General features: G+C 46.0%; 15 protein-coding genes and 1 tRNA gene. 3 read left to right on the top strand and 13 right to left on the bottom strand.

Going from position 1 to position 21,407, the window contains the following annotated elements:
• Positions 1–2: 2 nt before the first annotated feature.
• The 4 genes from BTV99_RS04665 to BTV99_RS04650 all read right to left on the bottom strand — a co-directional run bounded on the left by BTV99_RS04665 (position 3) and on the right by BTV99_RS04650 (position 5,609).
• Positions 3–2,240: a type I secretion system permease/ATPase gene (locus BTV99_RS04665; protein ID WP_083608528.1), complete on the bottom strand. Its 2,238-nt coding sequence runs from the start codon at positions 2,238–2,240 to the stop codon at positions 3–5.
• A 47-nt stretch (positions 2,241–2,287) separates the two neighbouring features.
• On the bottom strand, positions 2,288–3,736 hold the full coding sequence (locus BTV99_RS04660) for a TolC family protein (protein ID WP_075101203.1): 1,449 nt from the start codon (positions 3,734–3,736) through the stop codon (positions 2,288–2,290).
• A gap of 292 nt (positions 3,737–4,028) precedes the next feature.
• A complete protein-coding gene (locus BTV99_RS04655) occupies positions 4,029–4,700 on the bottom strand; it encodes a cupin domain-containing protein (RefSeq protein ID WP_075101202.1) in 672 nt (223 codons plus the stop codon).
• Between the two features lie 45 nt (positions 4,701–4,745).
• On the bottom strand, positions 4,746–5,609 hold the full coding sequence (locus tag BTV99_RS04650) for a universal stress protein (protein WP_075101201.1): 864 nt from the start codon (positions 5,607–5,609) through the stop codon (positions 4,746–4,748).
• 242 nt (positions 5,610–5,851) lie between these two features.
• On the opposite strand from BTV99_RS04650, the gene BTV99_RS04645 reads away from it, so the two are divergent.
• A complete protein-coding gene (locus BTV99_RS04645; protein ID WP_075101200.1) occupies positions 5,852–6,385 on the top strand; it encodes a DUF2058 domain-containing protein in 534 nt (177 codons plus the stop codon).
• A gap of 123 nt (positions 6,386–6,508) precedes the next feature.
• On the opposite strand, the gene BTV99_RS04640 is transcribed toward BTV99_RS04645, so the two are convergent.
• The 4 genes from BTV99_RS04640 to speB all read right to left on the bottom strand — a co-directional run bounded on the left by BTV99_RS04640 (position 6,509) and on the right by speB (position 12,399).
• A complete protein-coding gene (locus BTV99_RS04640) occupies positions 6,509–8,008 on the bottom strand; it encodes an aldehyde dehydrogenase family protein (RefSeq protein WP_083608526.1) in 1,500 nt (499 codons plus the stop codon).
• 90 nt (positions 8,009–8,098) lie between these two features.
• Positions 8,099–9,505: a YjiH family protein gene (locus BTV99_RS04635; RefSeq protein WP_075101199.1), complete on the bottom strand. Its 1,407-nt coding sequence runs from the start codon at positions 9,503–9,505 to the stop codon at positions 8,099–8,101.
• A gap of 136 nt (positions 9,506–9,641) precedes the next feature.
• Positions 9,642–11,345 (bottom strand): 5-guanidino-2-oxopentanoate decarboxylase, encoded by a 1,704-nt coding sequence (locus BTV99_RS04630; RefSeq protein ID WP_075101198.1) that lies wholly within the window; start codon positions 11,343–11,345, stop codon positions 9,642–9,644.
• Between the two features lie 85 nt (positions 11,346–11,430).
• Positions 11,431–12,399 carry an agmatinase gene (gene speB / locus BTV99_RS04625; protein WP_075101197.1) on the bottom strand — a complete coding sequence of 323 codons (969 nt, stop codon included), beginning with the start codon at positions 12,397–12,399 and terminating at the stop codon, positions 11,431–11,433.
• Between the two features lie 185 nt (positions 12,400–12,584).
• Here speB and BTV99_RS04620 point away from each other — a divergent pair, with 185 nt between their 5' ends.
• Positions 12,585–13,502: a LysR family transcriptional regulator gene (locus tag BTV99_RS04620; protein ID WP_075101196.1), complete on the top strand. Its 918-nt coding sequence runs from the start codon at positions 12,585–12,587 to the stop codon at positions 13,500–13,502.
• On the opposite strand, the gene BTV99_RS04615 is transcribed toward BTV99_RS04620, so the two are convergent.
• Complete coding sequence (locus BTV99_RS04615) at positions 13,499–15,289, bottom strand: potassium/proton antiporter (RefSeq protein ID WP_075101195.1); 1,791 nt, start codon at positions 15,287–15,289, stop codon at positions 13,499–13,501. The two genes, BTV99_RS04620 and BTV99_RS04615, sit on opposite strands and share 4 nt — an antisense overlap.
• 443 nt (positions 15,290–15,732) lie before the next feature.
• Positions 15,733–17,403, bottom strand: a complete 1,671-nt coding sequence (locus BTV99_RS04610) for an alpha-keto acid decarboxylase family protein (protein ID WP_075101194.1) — start codon at positions 17,401–17,403, stop codon at positions 15,733–15,735.
• A gap of 282 nt (positions 17,404–17,685) precedes the next feature.
• Between BTV99_RS04610 and BTV99_RS04605 the strand changes: the two genes are divergently transcribed.
• A tRNA-Gly gene (locus BTV99_RS04605) sits at positions 17,686–17,760 on the top strand.
• Positions 17,761–18,257: 497 nt separating this feature from the next.
• Here BTV99_RS04605 and BTV99_RS04600 read toward each other — a convergent pair.
• The 3 genes from BTV99_RS04600 to BTV99_RS04590 form a co-directional block, all read right to left on the bottom strand.
• Positions 18,258–18,935: a hypothetical protein gene (locus BTV99_RS04600; protein ID WP_075101193.1), complete on the bottom strand. Its 678-nt coding sequence runs from the start codon at positions 18,933–18,935 to the stop codon at positions 18,258–18,260.
• Positions 18,936–18,984: 49 nt separating this feature from the next.
• Positions 18,985–19,809 carry a M23 family metallopeptidase gene (locus BTV99_RS04595; protein WP_075101192.1) on the bottom strand — a complete coding sequence of 275 codons (825 nt, stop codon included), beginning with the start codon at positions 19,807–19,809 and terminating at the stop codon, positions 18,985–18,987.
• A gap of 96 nt (positions 19,810–19,905) precedes the next feature.
• Positions 19,906–21,402, bottom strand: a complete 1,497-nt coding sequence (locus BTV99_RS04590; protein WP_075101191.1) for a hypothetical protein — start codon at positions 21,400–21,402, stop codon at positions 19,906–19,908.
• Positions 21,403–21,407: the final 5 nt, after the last annotated feature.

The following is a 21,407-nucleotide window of genomic DNA, read 5'->3' as shown; positions in this document are numbered from 1 at the left end:
CCTTAATTGTCTGGTGAGTCTTTATTGATCTGATCGGTCGTTTTTCCTCTTTTTTTGATGGTGTTTTGATGTTGAGCTTGTTCGTTTCTTTTTAAGCTATCAAGCACTGCTTGTTTTGGTCCGTCTATCACTATGCGTTGATTGTCCATGATAATCAATCTATCGACTAAGTCTAAAAGAGCGGTTTTATGCGTAGAGACGATAAAGGTCTGGCCTTTTGTCAGCTCCTGCTTTAGCACTTGTAAACAGCGCTGCTCTTGGCGATTGTCCATGGAGGCGGTGGGTTCATCTAATAAAAACACATCCGGCTTTGTTAGTAATAAGCGAGTGAAGGCAACCAATTGCTTTTGCCCGCCTGATAAGCCTTTACCGCCTTCACTAATGGGCAAATCAAGGCCGCTTGAGTGGCTAGATACAAGATTGATAAGCCCTGTTTTATTTAGGGCGTCTTGTAGGACATCATCATTGGGCGCTGCCATACCAATCAGTAGGTTTTCTCTTAGCGTGCCTTGAAACAGCCTGTGGTCTTGCTGCAAATACCCCACGCGCTCACTTAACGTCTCACGACTGATTTGATGGATATCTAGACCATCCAACAGTACTCGGCCTTTGGTCGGTGCATACAAGCCCGCGAGTACTTTTAGCAAGGTCGACTTCCCTGAACCAATGGGCCCCAAGATCGCAATGCGCTCTCCTGGTTTGATGCTTAGCTTATCAATCGCAAGCGCTGATCTGTCATTGCCTTGGTAATTAAACACCAAACCATCACACTGGTAGTTGCCATTGATACGAGTCGGTGATAAGGGATAAGCGACTCCTTGATTGTCTTGCTCAAGCGAAAACAGCGTTTCGATATTGAGTTTGGCGGCTTTGGCATGAGAATACTGTACCAGTAGGTTGGGTATAGCCATTACTGGAGCCAACACTCGGCCACCCAAAATAGAGCAAGCAATCAGGCCACCCATGGTCATATCACCTTGCATCACGACAAAAGAGCCCACTATCACAATACCCACATAGCTCACTTGCTGCAGCATTTGAGTAAAGTAAGTTAAGTTGTCATTGGTATGTTTCATATCCAAGTCGTTTTTGACGGTGATATTCATCACATCAAGCCAACGAGACAAGAACTTCCAACTGCCCGCCCCCGCTTTTATCGTCTCCACCCCCTCAACGGCTTCTACCAAAAGACCTGTTTTATAATAAGAGGCGGTCGCACCTTCTGCTGCAATGATATCGATGCGTTTACGGGCAAACAGCCCCATCACGATCGCGACTAGTGCAGCCACGACTGGGACGGCCGCGACCAGTGGTGAGCCAATAAAAGCCACCAAGCTGATAAATATAATAGTCATGGGTATATCGACCAAACCAAACAGCGTACTGGCCGTAAAAAAACCACGCACTTGCTCATATCCACGTAGCTGAGCGGCCATAGAGCCGACCGAACCTGGCATCTGATCGATGCGTACCTTTAACAAACGCTGAAACACTTCGCGTGATAAATACTGATCAAGACCAACCACGACTTTGTCCATGATTTTTGAGCGCGAAAACTTCATAAAGGCTTCGAATAAAATCACCAACATGACGCCGCTCGCTAAAATAATAAGTGTGTATTCGCTACGGGTCGGGATAACTCGGTCATAAACCTGCATAGAAAATAAAGACACTGCCAGTGCCAACATATTTATGAGAAAGGTGGCAATCACGGCTTCAAATAACACGCCTTTGTAATTACTGAGATCTGATTTTAATAAATCAGAAAATGAGGCCGTCCGCTGCTTGATATGATCCTCTTTTAGACGGACACGTAAGACAAGCGCTAACTGTTCAGTGCGCGTCGGGGTGCTGGCATCCTCTTGTCTAAACCGCCAGTTTTTTTGTGGGGTTTGGCCATCGACCACCCCCCAGCCCATATCTGGTCGATAAGCAAGCAAAGGCAAAAAAGCAGCATCTGGCTCTTGCAACACCTCAGGAATATCTTTGACGCCAATATCATCAAATATCGCCAACACACCACTTAACTCATGAAGACTTTTACCTTGCCTATCAAACAGCTCCTGATGACGCTCAATGACATCATGCAGACGTATATTATCGACCGGATAGCCTTGCTGACCCAGTAGATGTCTCACCGCATCTATCAGTGTTTTAGTCAACTCACTCTGCACAGGGCTTGGGGCGGCTTGATTTGGCATTACAGATTGGGAGGATGTCACTTGCGAATTTGTGCTCATATTAATCACTTATCTTATCGTTAAGAGATACCTTTATCTAAATCCTTTTAGGGCGTGATAAGGTAATCCTCTTCTAGCATAATATACTGGCCGTTGTTGAGATCATCCTCAGCGCTCGCGGGCAATCTGATATTGATATAGTCCTCTGGTCCTTGTGCTTGATAACCGAGCGCTTTGCTATCTGCGTTTTTACTTTTTTTACCCATCCAGTTGTTGACGCTATCTAATGGTTTAAATAAGTTGACAGGCGCTCGGTTGGCGGCAAATTTTTGCCACGGCATCACGCCAAAATCAATTTGTAACTTATAAAAGGCTCCTAATAAGCTGGCTCGAGTTTGCACCAGCTGTACTTGATAATCATTGTGTTCACGTACAGCATTTAGCACCTCTAGCCATGATTTACGACCAGCGATAAACTGTCTGCGATACGAGCTGACCACGATTTGCGCGCCCGCCGCCGCCGCGACCAGTGAGGTTTCTCGGTCTTTGGCACTGACAAACTGCTGGTACTGCACCTGTATATCTTCTATCACTCGACGGCGCGCCGCTTCTTGGTTTTGAACCAAGCTATTGACTTGCGCTTGAGACGCGCGCGCGAGTGCCAAGTTAGAGAACCCAGCACCTGGAGCATAGTTTAATCCCAAAGAAAACTTGCCTGTATCTGTGTGGTCGTCGTGATAGTAAGCGTGTTCGTATTGCGCATATACTGTGGGATATCGTGCCGCTTGTTGGGCTTCGACGCCTTGTTTGGCAGACTCAATCTGAAAGTGCTCTTTTACAACAGTAGGGTTATAAAAGCTGGATTGGTCAAACGCCATACGCTCAAAACTGGCAGACTGTTGTTTTGCTTGATCCACCAAAATTTTGATCTCAGGTAGGCTCATAGCACTACTGCGAGACAAAGGCTCACCGATGATTTGCTCAAGTCTGGCCACGGCTATACGCTGCTGCTCAATAGCAGCTTGATAAGCGTGCTGCTCTTGCAAAATGCGATTGGTTACCAAATCAAGCTCGATACGCGCTGAAACCCCTTGCTTCACGCGGCGCTGCATCATCGCCTCAAACTCATGCAGCTGCTCTAAGGCATCAGCATGAATACGCTGCTGAGCGATGGCCTGAATGTATCCTTGCCATGCCTCGATGGTTGTTTTGGCAACCAAGTTTTGTTGCTCGTAGATGTGCTCTACGGCAGCTTTGTCATCGAATATGGCTTGATTGACATCCGCTGTCAGCTTACCGGCCGTCCATAGCGGTTGACGTATGGTGACTTGTGACACAAATTCATTATCAAGGTCATAACCTGAAGATATGCTGGGCGTCGGCAACAAGTTTAGCTTAGCGGCATTGATACCTTCTGTGGTTGCCTCCTGTTGCGCCCGGGCTGAGCCTACCAAAGGATGCGTTTCAATAGACTGTTTGATCAGACTATTGATCTGTAAGTCTGTCACTACCGCATAGGAGCTGACAGAAACCCAAGCACCTATCATTAGTAGCATAGCCTGACGACATCGTGCGAAAGTAAAACTGTACTTTTTTTTATCTAAGAAATTTGTCATATAAGGTTTTAGGCATTAGCATTGAATGATATTGATCAATCGTTTGGTTTTATGTCTCAAACCTTACTAAAGCCTATCTGAGAAATCAATCAAAGAATAGCTATTAAAAAGGCCTCCATGACGGAAGCCTGTTTAATATCAGTTTTTAGCATGTATACATCAATAGCTATGTATAATTGTTATTAAATATAGTCATTAAGCGTCTCTCAATCTACAACTACTTTTTAGTTGACTAGCGCACGCCAATGACCTGCGCCAGATGCCCCGTCTTGATATAGACGGTCGCGCCGCTAGGGCCAGATACCATCTCTAATGGCGTTTCGGTCGGCAGGCGTATCCAGCTATAGCGCGAAAAAGTCTCACCGTCAGCGTACAACTCGCCTGCCAGCACCATGATTTCGGCACCGCCGCTGATGGCCTCAGTAAATAGCAGCTCACCTGCGTCCAAGCGCTGCAAGCTGACGTGCTCATAGTCACTAGCAAACAGCTGGCAGACACTGCGCGAGCCTTGACGCTGCCAATTGCTTGCTTTATTGGTATCGATCGCCACATAGCGTGTCTCATCTACTGGCATCTGCCATAGCTTTACAAAGATCATCGCTCCCTCATCACTATAAGGCCTATGACCTGAGGCTGGCGGATTCCGTAAATACCAGCCTGCTGGATAATGTTTGTCATCGGCAGAAAACGTCCCTGCCAGCACAAATATCTCCTCACCGCCCGGATGGCGGTGATGCGGAAAGTCAGACTGAGGAGCATAACGCACAAAGCTGGTGGCACGAGCTTTTTCTGCACCCACACGATCGAGCATGATGCGCTCTATCCCCTTTTGCGGTGATTTTACCCATTGCTGCTGCTTGGGTAGTGAGGTGGCGACGCGAGTAAAATCTGCATTAATCAACATAGTATACTGTCCAAAAACTGCGTATTATCCCAAAAAAACAAACGGCTAACGTAGCAAAACCACAGGCGACAACGTGCTGGCGATAATCTCTGTGGTGGTGCTGCCCAAAAACAACTGCTGTAGTTTTGAATGCCCGTATGCGCCCACCACCATCATATCGATGTCATTGTCTAATTGAAACTTTAATAGACCATCGACCGCATCGGAGGCCGATAAATGATGCGCCTTTACGCTAAAACCCGCCTCTTGTAATTGGGCAGCGGCCGCGCTTAGGCTTTGTTTGGCGGCATCATTATGATTGCCAATCATCACGACATGGCTATCGAGACCTTTTAACATAGGGCTTTTAGCCACCATTTGTACCGCCTTTATGGCAGTCTTGCTACCATCAAACGCAATCATATACGAGCGCGGCTCTTTAAACGTCTCTGAGCAAATCACCACGGGAATATCAGAGGCACGGGCGACCGTCTCTATCTGACTACCAATATTGATGCGGCTATATTTGTGATCTTCTCCGCGGCGACCCATCACGATGGCGCGGTTTGCTGTGGCAAAATGCTCAATGGCTGGCAGTAACTTGCCTCGTCTTTGATAAATAAGCACCTCAAGATCACCAAACTTATTACGAATATGGCTTTTGGCATCCTGCACCAGCGCATTGCTATAGCTATTGACCACCTTAGCTCTTTGCTCGTCTAACTGCGCCAGCTCCTCTAACAAAAACTCACGGCTATTAATCCCTATCGCCCCTGACAGATCACGTCTAAACGACGCTGGCACATCGCTGACATGCAGCAGACCAACGGGTAAGTTTACTCGATTGGCGTACCATGCGGCATAATCACAGACGGATGCGGTCACGGCCGAGCCATCGATACAAGCCAAAATGTGCTGCGATGTTGTCATAATCTGTCCTTAATCATCGTTATTTACCCCGATACCGCTATTTATAGCTATATAGCTCGTTTAATATGGCCAGATGCTAAAACCTCAGCCACTGCCTTGATGATACCCAATTTGGCCTATATCATCCAGCGATGTCTGACAGACTCACACCCCATCTCTTAGCAAATTTTGCTACAATACAGGGCTTGGATGTTGTAAGTGACATATCGCGGTTTCAATGAGTGGATTTAGGTGAGTGAATTATGGCAAAAAACGCCCTTCAGGCTCAATTATTAAAAGCTGGTTTGGTCGATAGCAAAAAGGCCAAAAAAATCAGCAAACAAGCAGAGCATGCCAAACGTACTGGCGACTCAGACAGCGCAGCAGCCAAAAAGGCGCTGGCAGAAGCTCAAGCAAAAAAGCTGAAAAAAGACCAAAAGCTCAATCAAGAAAAACAACGAGCGTTAGAAGAAAAAACACGAAAAGCCAATATCATTCAGATGATTAAGCAGCATCAGCTCACTGATACACAAGGTGAGATTACTTATCAGTTTGTGGATGATACAAAAATCAAAAAGATTTATATCACCCAAAAGCTCTATGATCAAATCGTCGCAGGCCATGTGGTCATAGCACGCCTAGAGGACAGCTATGCCCTGATACCACGCCCACTAGCTGACCGTATAGATGCTAAGATGACAGGCTTTATGGTGGTATCAAACGATACTGCCGAAGACGCGTTGGCAGAAGACGATCCTTATGCCGCTTACGTGATTCCAGATGACTTGATGTGGTAGGTCGCAGTTATTCAATTGCTACTGGCTACGCATTAACCAAAACCCCCTATATAGGCGTTCTATACAGGGGGTTTTTTGACAGAGACATAAGAGCATTCATAAAAACAGTCATCAAAACGGCAATTAAGACGGTAGCAAAACATGCTTACTCTTTTGATAAGCAGATAAGCCATCAGTCCCTAATTCTCGGCCGATACCACTTTGTTTAAACCCGCCCCAGCCCGCTTCGGGCACAACGATTTGCTGCTCATTGACCCAAATATGACCGGCTCGAATGTGCCGTGCCATCTCTAACGCTGCATGCTCATCAGCGCTGACAATACTCGCAGCCAAGGCATATTTACTATCATTGGCAAACGCAATCGCCTGCGCGTTATCTGCAAAGGTCGCACTCACCAACACAGGCCCAAACACCTCCTCTGTCCACAAGCGACTGGTCGCTGGTACCTCGGTATAAATGGTCGGCGCAGCAAAATAGCCTTGACGCGCTAAGAGGGTGCCACCCGTTAGGCAGTGCAGGTTTTCTTCAGTTGCAATATCGATATATTTTTTGACCTGCGCCAGCTGCTGAGCACTGACCAATGGCCCCATTTGCGTGTCCGCCGCAAAACCATCGCCTATTTTCAGAGTTTCTGTTTTTGTTTTTAATACTGCAAATAATGACTCGGCAATGTCTTGGTGGACAAGCAGCCTTGAGGTCGCTGAACAAATCTGCCCAGCATTGGTAAAGATACCGCCTATGATCACGTCGCAGGCATAGTCGATATCAGCATCTGCACATACCACGATAGCGGACTTACCGCCCAGCTCTAGGCTGATGTCTTTGATACCTTCTGCAGCTTGGCGCATCACTTTTTCGCCAACGCTATTACTACCGGTAAAGGAAACTTTATCAATCAGCGGATGACTGGTCATCGCAGCGCCCACCTCTGCCGCGCCAGGGAGGATATTGACCACGCCTTTTGGCAGCTGTATAGCGGACAATATATTACCCAGCATCAGCTCTGGCAATAGTGTCACCTCTGACGGTTTGAGAATAACGGTACATCCTGCTGCCAGCGCGGGTGCTAGCTTCCAGGCGGTAGTCACCATCGGAAAATTCCAAGGCACAATAAGGGCGCAGATACCAACAGGCTCGTAAGTTTTCAATAAGCGTATGCCCGTCTCGTCGGTGCTGACCTTAGACCATGTTTCCTGCTCGATGGTAAGATTGGCATAATAGCGATAACAGGTGATGGCATCTCCGACATCTATCGTCGCCTCTGCAATCGGCTTGCCGTTATTCAATACCGACAGTGCAACCAGCTTATCAAACTGCTGCTCCATCGTATCGGCAATCGCCTGTAAATAGCGCGCTCGTGTGCCCACGCTGGTTTGTGACCAAGACGGATAAGCGCGAGCGGCGGCCGTGACAGCCATCTCTACTTGTGCGCTATGACACAAACGAGTCGTTGCGATGACCTCGCCGGTATTTGGGTCATACAAAGCATGATCACTTACTGACTCAGAGGCTTCAACCGTGACCCAATCACCATCGATATAAGCCGCGTTTAACCTTAAATCATTTTTTATGCTTTGCTGAGCGGTGGCTCTTGTTAAAGATAAAGAATTGGTCGTTTCCATGATACTCGGTTGCCTTATATTATTGATAAAACTATCTTTACGCTAAATGTTCGCTGCTTTTTTAATGCCAAATGATGGTTACCATCACGATTAATACAATAGATGCGCCACTGAGGTGATCACCACCAAGCTGATCAGCGTACGTAAGATAAAAATCATAAACAGCTCTAAGACGTTCAGATTAATATTTGATTTTAATATCAGCGCGCCCACCTCAGACATATAAACAACCTGGGTAATAGAAGCCGCCCCGACGATAAAGCGTGTCATCTCACTCTCGATGCTTTTGCCGACCAAGGCTGGCAAGTACATATCAGCAAAGCCCATAATCATCGCTGGCGCAGCTTTAGTCGCCTCTGGAATTTGCAACAACTCAAGCAATGGCACAAGTGGTGCAGACAGCCAATCAAACACAGGGGTGTACTCTGCTAAACCAAGCCCAATGGTACCGATAGCGAAAATCACCGGAATCAAACCAAAATAGATATCAAACAAATTCTTTAGGCTGTGCTTAAACACGCTACCCAAACTTGGCATAGAGTGCGCGCGCGTGACGGCACGATTGACCGCCCATTGGTAAGTAGAATACTGCGCAGGAATGCCTTCATCCAGCATGCTTTTGCCAGAATGATAAGTATCTGGTTTTAGCGATAATGGCGGTATGCGCGGCATAATGATAGCGGCGATAAACCCTGTCAAGGCGATGGTCAGATAAAAGAAGATAAAGTTATTATCGACGCCAATGGTTTTGGCAACGACATAGGTAAAGGCAATGGATGTCACCGAAAAAGTGGTAGCGATAATCGCCGCTTCACGCTGACTATAGTAGCTTTTATTGTACTCCTGCATAGTCACCAGTAAGCCAATAGAGGCCGCGCCAAACCAAGAAGACATGGCATCGACTGCAGAGCGCCCAGGCAATCTAAACAACTTCACAAACACCTTGCTGGCCAAGGTACCCAAAAACTCCATCAGACCAAAGTCAGTGAGAAAGGGTAGAGATAAAATGGCAAAGAAGAATAAAGGAATCAAAATGGGAATTAAGTCTTCAAAAATCACCCCGCCAGTATTGCGATTGATAATAAACTCAGGACCGACTTGTAAATAAATCATCCAGGCAAACAGCGCCCCAAAAAACCGCGCGGCAAGCCAAAACCAATCGACATCAAAAAGCTTTGCCGTCATGGAGTCTGCATGAATCTCTGGTCTAACGAGCTTGACTGCCAGCGCCCCAACCAAAGACAAAGTCACAATGGCCAGTGCAGCATACACCACGTAGTCCCCAAGTGAGGCCTGCAGAGTATCTGTCAGCACGCCCAATAAAATGGTGACCTTACCCTCCCATTTAAACGGGATGATAAACAGCGCCAAACCCAGCGCAGAAAACAGTAAAAACTTCCACATTGAGGCGCGCCACCGCTCCCCTTGTGGAGTGGTAGGTTCGACAGCATCATTGCCCAATAGCGGCTGCTGCGACTTATCGATATAGTTCGTCATTTAATTCCTCCTTGATAGGCGACGACGCCAGCTTTCCTTTCTGCTGCCTGCCCGGTCCCTCGTTTCAGCGAAAAAACAGCGTGATACGGTTTTGTTGGTTATTTTTCATTCATGCAAATGACTAGCCAAAAGATGATTAGCCAAAATAGGTAAAGTCTTGACTCATTTTTGACAAAAACGCATCGCTTTCATCCACCTCATAAACCATTGGCTGCTTGCCACTTATGTCTGTTTGCAAAGCCTCTAATAACTGCTGCTTATCGGTAATTCGGCGATAGCCTGCGCCAAACCCTGCGGCCAATGGCTCAAACTTTGGTGTTTTGATATTGACCCCAATCAGTGGCAGCCCGCCCTCCTCCATATAGCGGCGAATCTCACCATATCCTTGATTGTTCCAAAGTAGGACGATCAATGGCAGTTCAAGCTCGGCGGCGCAGATAAGCTCGGCAATGGTAAACTGAATGCCGCCATCGCCGATAAGGCTAATAACGGGCGCACTTGAGCCAATCATGGCGCCAATGGCGGCAGGCAAGCCATAACCCAAGGTGCCAAACCCCGTCGACGAGTTAAACCACTTACGGGTCGCCAATGCCTCAAAGCCAAGGTTGCCGCTATAGACAGGCTGCGTCGAATCGCCAACGAAGATGACATCCTCCACCTCATCTCGAATCAGCTGAAGCAGGGCGTTTTGACCGGCAAAGTCAGGTGTCATCGCTTTGATCAACGCCTGCTTTGCTTCGGTTACGCGTGCGGCGGCTTGATGATTTAGCTGATGCCCCTCTAAACTTGTGCATAGGCCGCTAATGGCCATTTGTGCATCGGACAACACCGCGATATCTGCACGAAATGGCCGCTGCAATTGCTGAGCGTCGCAGTCAATACGAATGAGTGTGCCATTGATTTGGAACTCGCCATTAAAGAACACATCATAATCAGTCTCACCAAGCTCGGTACCGATCGCCAATACCACATCGGCCTCGCTAATGACGGCGCGCCCCGCCTCTAACGACTGATTGCTCCCCAAGCTCAGCGGATGACTAGGTGGCAACAAGCCTTTGGCATTGATGGTCAAAAACGTCGGCGCATCGATAAGCTCTGCCAGCCTTTGTGCATCGTGATCGACATCAACGCAGCCGCCACCGTAAAGCAACACTGGATTTTTTGCGCTCTTTAGCTGCTCAATGATCAAATCAAGCTGCGCAGGATTAGGCAGCGGTCTTGTGATCTGCGGTCGCGCCAAACTTGCTACACTCTTATCATTTTTAGGCGGCTTGGCGACATGACTGGCATCAGCGGTAATCACATCGATAGGTAGCTGAATATGCACTGGTCCCGGACGCGCGCCATCAAACATGGCAAAGGCTTCGGCGATGACCTTAGGCAAGGATTCAGGTTGCCAGATGGTTTTGCTTGCAAGCGCAACCTTACTGACCATACCTTGCTGGTCGTGCAGCTCATGCAAGTGCCCTTCACCGCTGCCCGTATCTTTAACTTTATTGACACTAGAAATCACCAACATTGGAATAGAATCTGCCAAGGCTTGCGCCATTGCTGTCATGATGTTGGTCATGCCAGGGCCGGTGATGATAAAGCACACCCCGACTTTGCCAGACGCGCGGTAATAGCCGTCGGCCATAAAGCCTGCACCTTGCTCGTGACGCGGCGTCACATGGCGGATATTGTTACTCGGCAGGCCACGGTATAGCTCGACCGTGTGCACACCGGGGATACCAAATACAGTCTCCACTCCATAATACGCCAGCCACTGAACGAGTAGCTCACCACAGGTCAGAGACGAGGTGTCTGGCGATAAAGAAGGCGTTTGCATTACTTGGGTCATGAGTCGATCATCCTAAAAATTTCAATAGTATTTACGGCCTAAATATTAATTGGCCTGCAGTAGTATCCTGCCCAACACAGGCCAATTAATATAACGCTTTGACCTTATCGTCATAGCGCACACCTGGCAAGATACAAAGCATCTCAAACAGCAAGTTTGCTGCGAGTACCGAGGTGTTACCAAACGGATCGTAGGGTGGTGACACTTCGACCAAATCGCCACCGACTACGTCAAGGCCGCGCATACCGCGAATAATCTCGATGCCTTGGGTGGAGGTTAAGCCGCCAATTTCAGCCGTGCCCGTACCCGGTGCAAACGCAGGATCAATCCCATCGATATCGAAACTCAAGTAGACAGGGCCATCGCCGAGCTTTTCACGCACTTCTGCCATGAGCGGTGTCAGCGACTTGTACCAGCACTCCTCGGCTGGCACCACGCGAAAGCCTTGCTGAGTTGACCAATCAAACTCTTCAGCACTATAGCCGGTGCCGCGCAGGCCAATCTGCACCACGCGGTTGCCATCGATTAGATTTTCTTCGACAGCACGGCGAAACGGCGTGCCATGGGCGATTTTTTCGCCAAACATCTCGTCATTGATATCAGCATGCGCATCGATATGCACCATCCCGACAGGGCCGTGTTTTTTAGCAAGTGCACGTAGGATAGGCAGGGCAATGGTATGATCACCGCCCAGTGTTAATGGAATCGCGCCATGACTGACGATATTATCGGTGTAAAATTTTTCGATGATGTCGACGCTTTTTTGCAGGTTAAAGGTATTGATAGGTACGTCGCCAATGTCAGCGACTTGCAAAGACTCAAAGGGCGCGGCGCGCGTGGCGACGTTATAAGGGCGAATCATACGCGACTCATCACGAATCTGTCTTGGGCCCAGCCTGGCACCACTACGGTTTGATGCGCCGATGTCTAAAGGCACGCCTACAAAAGCTGCGTCCAAGCCTTTGGCATCTGCTTGCGTCGGCAGGCGCATCATAGAGGCAAAACCGCCAAATCTTGGCATATCGTTGCCGCTTAATGGTTGATTAAATTTCATCACTCACATCCTTGTTTTGATTGGTGTCATAGACAGTTTGTCAGATGCTTTGACAATACCGAAATATCCGAACACAGACCATGGTAAAATTCAGAAGTAAACTTCTGGTTTTTCGTAGTAACTTCGATTTATTCGTTATTATTAGAAGCTTTACCACAAGGATTTGATATGGGAGAGGCGTATATATGCTAGATGAGCTGATAAAAATAGACATCAAAACCTTGCGCAGCTTTATGGCCATTGTAGAGTGCCAAGGGGTAACCGCAGCGCAATCGCGCTTAAATGTGACGCCTTCTGTCATTAGTGGTCACTTAACGCACTTAGAGGATCGTTTGGGAATGACGCTTTGTCATCGCGGGCGCGCAGGGTTTAAGCTGACCGAGGATGGTGCGGCAGTCTATGAGGCGTGTTTGAGCTTCACCGAAGCGGTGGCCAGCTTTCAGCATCAGCTGCATTATATTCGCCAACTAGACTCCGTACGCGGCGGCCATATTCGCCTGTGCCTTATCGATCAGATGCCGACGTTTTTTTATGAAGCGTTACGTCAGTGTTTGGCGGCCAGCTATCGTCATAATCCATTGATACACTTTTCTATCGATGTGCAAAGCCCTGAGAGTATGCTAGATAAGCTGCTGAGTAATGAGAGTGATCTGGGCGTGGGGTATTTTGGCAGTTTTCCGCCTTTACTGACCTTTCAGCCGGCCTTTATTGAGAAACAAGTGGTCTGCTGCGGGCGTGAGCATCAGCTGTTTTATGAGTCAGAAGGCCTGAGTTTTGAGGCGTTGGAACAAAACCATCCTTGGATAAAACGCGGTTATATTACCGACTTGAGTATCAATCATGTCCGGCCAAAAACTTTAAGCGCTACCACTTACCATATGGAGGCGACCGCGCAGCTTATCTTAGCAGGTCATCACGTCGGCTATCTGCCTAATGATTTGGCCAAGCGCTATGAGGAGATGGGCATGATGAAAATACTATTGCCCGAAGAGGCAAGCTACGAGGTCAAGCATCACTGGGCATACCGGCAAAACCTGCATAAGCATGTCGCGGATTTTTTGCAGCATATGATGAGTCTGCTATCACAGCCGGCAAACGACTAAAGCGCTTTTGCTGGCTCGTCATGTTTTAGGCCGATCGTTCTGAGCTTGCCTTTGTCATCGACCTCCTTTATCACCAATGACCATACATCATCGATCTCTACCGTATCCCCCGACACAGGCGCGGTCTCTAAGCTTTGTGCGACATACTCAGCGACCGTCTGCTCCCACATGCTCTCAGTGTTTTTTGGCTTTTTATACTTGAGAGTGTCTGCCAGCGACTCTGAGGTCACCATGTCGGTAAAAAAGGGCAAATCACCAAGCTTGACACTGGGTGATAGCAGCCAGTCACCATAAAAGTCATCGATGGCTTTGCGGTCTAAAGTCGTGTCATTGAAAATCTTGGCGATCTTGCTGGCATGGTTGCCGCGCATGGCATACCAGACGCTATCGCCATATCTGAGTTTGGTGTCCTCCTCGACCACGGCGATTTGCTGACCGCGCACCAAGGCAAACACACTGATCTCATCTGGGCTGATACGGTTGGAGATACCGAGCGGATGGCGACCTATCGCAAACGCCCCTGCTTGTACCTCAAACTCATACAGGGTAATACTGGCCTTGTCTGACACCCAAACTTCATGCTCTTCTTTTGGGTCTTTATTGGTCGGAATACGCACCCGAAACACATTGGCCATAAAAGGAATCGTCGTCCCTTGCAGGATCAATGACAGCACCACTACCCCAAAGGCAATATCAAACAACATAAAGGCATCATCTATGCCAGCCATCACAGGCAAAATAGCAAGGGTAATCGGGACTGCCCCGCGCAGGCCTACCCAAGAGATAAAACCAATCTCTCTGTCTTTAAACTTAAAGGGCTTGACGCTGGTATAGACCGCAACCGGACGTGCCACCAGTATCATAAAGGCTGCAATCGCCACCGAATAATGCCAGACATTGATGACGTTTGATGGCGTCACCAACAGCCCCAGTACCACAAACAAAACCGCTTGCGACAACCAAGCAAAGCTATCCATCACGCGCATGACGTGCTCAGTCGAGCGCACCTTATGGTTACCGATCAGTACGCCCGTCAGATAGACCGCCAAAAACCCACTACCGCCAAGCAGATTGGTCGCAGCAAAGACAGAAAGGCCCGCGGACAGTATCAAAATGGCATACATACCCTCGGCCAGATGCACTTTTGGCAACAGACGCGCTAGCAGGTAGCCAAATAACAGTCCCATGCCCAGACCCACGCCCAGCTGCTGCAACAGCAAACCCAAAAAACCAAGCACGGTCTGACCTGCCGGATCGACATTTAAAGCAATCAGTCCTGTCACCAATAAAATGGCCAGCGGATCGTTGGCACCCGACTCCAATTCTAGCGTGGCTTGCACGCGGTCGTTTAGCTTGACCCCGCCATTACGTAGTAGTGAAAATACCGCGGCAGCATCGGTCGAGCCAACGATAGCGGCCATCAGCAGCCCAAAACGCCAATCGACATCAAGCAGCCAAGTGACAAAGACCCCAAGCACCATCACTGTCGCCAGCACGCCCCATGTGGCCAACGTCACCGCCGGCTTGAGTCCGACGCGAAATGATTTAAAAGAGGTACGCAGACCACCATCGAGCAAGATACAAGCGAGCGCCGCTTGCCCGACAAAATTGGCAATACCGTACTGAGAAAACTCAATGCCTAAGATACCCTGCTCGCCTGCCAGCATGCCAACTATCAAAAACAACAATAATAATGGCACACCCAAACGCGCGGATAACGTGCTTGCCATGATACTGGCAAAAATCAACAATGCTCCTACGAGATACAGGATATTTAAGGTATCCATCTATTTTAAGCCCTATGGTTATCGGTGATGACAAGTATTGCACGTGCGATAGCACTGACCTGACGATATGGTGACGCGATCGGTGATACTGCAAATAAAATGCTCAAAGCACCTCTAAGAATAACATCTACGAGCGAGAGCAAAAATCCTATTTTAAAAAATACTTTCATATCTGTTTATTTTAGTCAGCCATACCTTCAATTCATCCATAAGCATTTTTAGCCAAATCATGATATGGCCTCTCCTATCATCTGTTAACCGTCTAATTTATCATGATAATACCCACCTCGCTCACCATACCTGATAATAAATCATGACTACCGGCACGTATCGATAAGCGCACAAAAAACCCCACTCAGCACAGATGCCAAGTGAGGTCAGGTAACGAGTAAATACAAGCGAGCAGATGACTGCTTTAGCTATCGTATAGCATCACCATGCCATCAGTCATTTTTTGGTTTTAGCGCCGCACTGATATCGGCCAATAGCGGGGGAATATCATGCTTATCAGCCATCACCTCTAGCATCACCAGCTTATCGGTGGTGGCAGCCGCTTGCTTGAGCGCGGCTTTTAGCTCACCTGCCGTGGTGACTTTGAGCAGTAAGCTGTTGTCTTCGGTTGCACCAAAGGCTTTTGGCATCATCTGCCAATCACAGCGAGGGATATCATTGTAGCACTGGTTTTCGCCATGGATAGCGCGCTCAACGGTATAGCCATCATTATTGATCAGCACAATCACCGGATTGATGCGCTCTTGAATCATGACAGCGATTTCTTGTACCGTCAGCAAGGCCGAACCATCACCGATGAGCAGCACGCTACGCTTATTTGGTGAAGCAATGGCAGCGCCTAGGCTGGCCGGCAGCGTATAACCAATGGATCCCCACATCGGCTGGCCATAAGAAGTCACCCCTTCTGGCAAGCGCACATCACTGATGCCAAAATACGAGGTGCCTTGATCCGAAAACACCAGATTATTATGATCTAAATGATCAGCGATGATATGCCACAGATCATCTTGACGAATAGCCTCATCATCTTTGCCATTTTGCTCATGCGGTGTCATCTCTTTACAAAATGGCTTGGGTACAACTTCGATACCTGATGTCATCACTTCATGCAGCACTTGCAACGAGTCCTTTAGCGCAATCGGAGCAAAGTTGCGACCACTGATAGACGCCCGCTCATAGTGCAAATCGACCACTGTTTGTTGATCGATATTTTGGCTAAAGCCTGCCGTCGTCGTATCAGTATATTGCACGCCAATCTTAATCAAACACTCACAGTTTTCTACGGCGTCCTTTACCACAGGACGTGAGGCGACACCAGCATAAGTACCCGCCCAGCGCTCGCTGTTTTCATCAAGCAGTGTTTTACCCCATGACAGCGTAGTATAAGGAATCTCGGTCTCAGCGATTAGCGCTTTTAGCTGGTTTTGTAACCCCAAACGATGCACCATCAAATCTGCCATAAGCGTGGTGGTCTTGTTGGGCAAAAACTCTGCCAGCGCTTGCTTGAAGTCTGCCAGCGCCGATTGACTGGTGATGTCTTCTTGACTGTCATCGAGCTTGGTCGTCGGCGGATAAATCGGCATTTTTGCCACGTCTGGCGACAACAGAAGATAGCCTGGGCGGTGTTTTTTGAGGATCACGCGGATCACACGGTCGATCTCTGAGGCGGCGTTTTCTGGCGTAATCTGTGCCCGTGCGACGGTCACAGGCTCTACCATCTTGATAAAGTGATTGAATACCCCGTCTCCAAGCGTATGGTGAATACGGCGTTTGGCATCTTGCAGCGCTGTGCTCGGCGCACCGACGACGTGCAGCACTGGCGCATACTCGGCAAAAGAGCCTGCCGTGGCATTTATCGCTGATAACTCACCCACCCCAAAGGTCGTCACCATGGCCGCAAAACCACGCTCACGTGCGTAGCCATCAGCGGCATAACCTGCGTTTAGCTCATTGGTATTGCCGACCCAGCGCAGCTTGTCAGAGGCGATGATATTGTCTAAAAACGTGAGGTTAAAATCCCCTGGTACACCGAATATATCACTTGCACCCGCTTCTGCGATGCGATCAAACAAATAATCTGCGATGGTATATTGTTGACTCATTTCCTTATCCTTATGACCTGTCATTATAAGTATGTATGATTGGTAGGTATCTATGATGAAAACCATCATAAAAACAAACTATAAAATGCATCCCAGCTTATTTTTCAATGCAAATCTTTTGGAATGCATATTATAAGAAACCGTTATAACATACATTTATGAGCAGATGACATACCTGTCTTGCTAACTTTTACTTTTTTTCGTCAAGGGTGTTGACACCTCAAAAAAACTGCGTATAATACGCCTTCATCATCTGATGATAGTTAATCAAACGATGAATTAGCGGGATTAGCTCAGTGGTAGAGCACAACCTTGCCAAGGTTGGGGTCGAGAGTTCGAATCTCTTATCCCGCTCCAAATATTTAAAAAGCCTCACTTAACAGTGAGGCTTTTTTTGTCCATTTTCCGGGGCTTGTAGCGATATTTCATGTTGGTTTATTAATCTAATTATTAAGCTTGTCTAACATATTAAAAGCTCAAAAATCAGCACCGTGACCAAAACGTGACCATTTCGTGCCCAAACCGTGCCCTGCCCTAAAGCTGCGAATACTGAATTGACCCCAAACTAAAAAATAATTGATCAGAGTAAAACAATTAATATCGTCATGTAAATACCCCATTCTTAACACAACATCATCGTAGAATAATTAAGCCACCTGCCTGTATTCAGCAGGTGTCATATCATCAAGTGAATCATGGGAGTTTAGTCCTTTATCCTTTGGGTATAAACGAGTAAACTCACAAGAGCAATTTAAACTTGTTTTTATCTTACTAATAATTTTTATAATGAATGCAGTATATCTATCTATTTCTAATACATTTAGATTATTGCTGATTTATTATGCCAATACAAACTAACATTGAACAACAATCTCCAAAGCGACGGCTTTTTCATCTAGAAAGTATAGATAAAATAAATCATCACTATTATTTTCCCGTAAACTAAATAAAGTGTCGTAAACTGTTTCTATATCTGTAAATTCAATACCTATTATCTCTTGTGACGAATTAAGTTCATTTTTAAAGATTTCAAAGTCATCATAGTTTAAATCCTTGGACGTGAAATTGCTGTCAACTACAAGTCCTTTGTAATTAAACTTAAAGTTATCAGGAAACCCAATGACTTTTGATACAACCGCTTGATCGTTCATTACGTTTACTGCCATATTCCCATATTGAAGGATACTTTCATATTCACTTTCTTCTTGAGCAAGAAAGCCTCCACAGTCCTCAACAACTGATATTTCTTTTAGCTCATTTTCAAAACTAGATATACTTTTAATACTATCCAAACTAATAATTTCACCTACTTTAACTTCATTTGTAATAGGGGGCTTCTGTTGACCTGGTAATTTAGTGTTTTGAGTTTTTGGATGTTGTTGAATTTTTGCTTCACCACCTTGAAATTCCTGATAAAGTTTTTCAGTTTGAATTTTGGTAGTTTGGACATCTGGGTTTTGCGTAGTAGCGTTATTATTACATGCGCTAATTAATATAGTAAAAAACATTGTAAAAGCGATTCTATATTGCATAATTAACTGTCCGAAATTTGAAAGAGCTATTAGTAATACATTCAATCCACTATGCAGGAGGGATTTTTGGAAAAAATGGTAGAGGATCAAACCTACCAACTAACCCTCTTCCAGGGCTACCTGTAGAGACATGCCTAGCTTCAAAATGTAAATGTGCGCCCTTAGCAATAGTGGTCATACCTCTAGCATTGCCACTAGCTCCAGTTTTACCTAATACTGTACCAGCTGAGACTTTCTTGTTCTTATACTTGGTATTGATCTGACTAAGATGAGCATAAAAAAACCATACTTTATTACCTTTAACATTTTTTTTAGCATGAGATCTTTGAAACTCTGGTAATGCATTAAGTTCGCATTCTAATACTAGATATGCTCCGAAATTAGATTTGCTGCTATAAGATTCATTAATTATAATAACTTTTCCTTCAGCAACCGCTTTGATAGGTACGCCAGGAACTGCACGAAAATCTACACCTTGGTGGTTTCGTGTACCACCGTTTCTAACCTTTCCGTATGTAGCAGATTTTCTTGATGCTAAACGAGCAGTTCTAACTATGCAGCTATCTAATGGATTACACCATGTTGTCTCAGGCTTCTTAGCCTTATAAACATAAGGAATATCATTTCGATCGGCACTTGCTGTAATGACATCTTTCTTAACTTCCTTACCGTCTTCATACACCAGTACGGTTATATCAACACCTACTAGCGAATTGTGTGCTCTACCTCTTGTACCATCACCACTCGTTACTGATGGATTTTTACCGTATTTATCTGATTGCGTCCAATACGAGAGTCCTGATAAGGGCTTATTCGTTGCTTCATCAACGAACTTTATTGTGATTTTAGCCTCATCTGAGGAAACCTCAAGCATCGGCCCTGTTTCTGTCTTTTTTTCAACCTCTGTTACTTTTGGCTTTTCTACTTTGATGACAGGGTTTTGCTCTGTTTGAGGTTTTGGCTTGTCCTCTTATTTACTGGCCTCTGGAGTAGTCGATGCTTCTTGACTCAAGGTATCGCTGATATCTTCTTCGGTGATGTCTGTGCCTATGATCATAGTCCATTGTTTAGAGCCATAGGTAACGATGGCGGTTGTTTGAGCTCTATCTTGTCCATCGATAACGGTAAGCTTTTGACCAGCAAGGGCTTGTATAGTGCTAATACCTTGACGGTTGGCTCTTTTTATAGCAGATTTTCTGCCACGATATAGGGTTTTAAACTCGTAACGGGGTATGGGTTGATTGTTGTTGTCGACAAATTTGATGCTAAAAGAAACGACAGGGACTTTGATTACTTTAGTCCGTCCGTTTAAGTCGCCTGTTACGGGAAATGACATGCTGTAGATGGATTGCTTTTTACCGTCGTCGTCATCAAGATAGACACCGATAGACTGGCTAACATCAGCTGTTACACCTGATTCGATACCTGAGCTATCGGTTTTATGGGGTTTGATATTGTTTTTATACTCAAGATAATAGGTTGTATTGGGTAGGGGCTTTCCTGTATCGCCTTCGACTAGTTTGATGTTGAAAGTCACACTATCTACTTTCGACTGATTATCACTTTCAGTTTCAATTAGCTGATTAGAAACAGTATTATCTTTATCTGGTTCACTTGAATTTTTATCATTTGGATTATCAACTACCTGATGCGGTTTGGTATCGGTATTAAATTTACAGTTAGAATTGACCAAAGTAGTAGATTTTAATTTTTTATCCATTAATAATTTATTTCTACAAGTTCGATTATTAATTTTAAATTCTAAAGTAGAATTGAGAGGAGCATATATATATGGAATTACTCCCTCTTTGTTAGTTGTAAATTTTTGTGAAAAGCTCGAGTCTTCAGCAACAGTTATTTCAATCAATGAGCCAGGAACTGACGCTTCTCTAATATCAATCAAGCTAACTGATAACACTGAATACCCGTCTATGTCATTGACAACTGAGGGGATTTTTAAGCTCCATTCTTTAGCAATTTCTGCAGTGTTTGTTGTTTTAAAATCTCCATTTACAATTTGTCTTGCATAATAGTAAGAAAGACCATCTCCAGTAATCCAGCCCTTATCACCATCAAGCCATCGTTCAAGTCCTAGCCCAGTGAACCAACCATCTCGCATACCTATTACAGCCGTTTTAGCTGCTATATTAGGATTGGTAGCATAGTCTAAATTACGAGTCAGTTTTCCGCCAAGACCAAGTTTACTATCTGCTTCTTGATAATTATCTATGTGAGTTAAATGTATGTACCCTCTTCCAAAATATTCAATGCCCCCTCTATATCCCAATAATTTCGCTTGACTTCTACCATTAATTTCCTCTGAATACAAGAAATTCAGAGTTTCATGTTGGCAATTAGCTAATACACATGCAATTTGAGCATGCTGGGTTACTTCATTTTCAAAGCAAGTTTTTATAAGAAGTCTGACAGACTCAGCTTTTAAAATCTCAAATTTTTTAGTAGCCATATTTC

The sequence above is a fragment of the Psychrobacter sp. Rd 27.2 genome (assembly GCF_001921755.1).
Lineage (GTDB): Bacteria > Pseudomonadota > Gammaproteobacteria > Pseudomonadales > Moraxellaceae > Psychrobacter > Psychrobacter celer.
The sequence above is the reverse complement of the archived record's forward strand: the minus strand, read 5'-3'. Positions and strand labels throughout refer to the sequence as shown.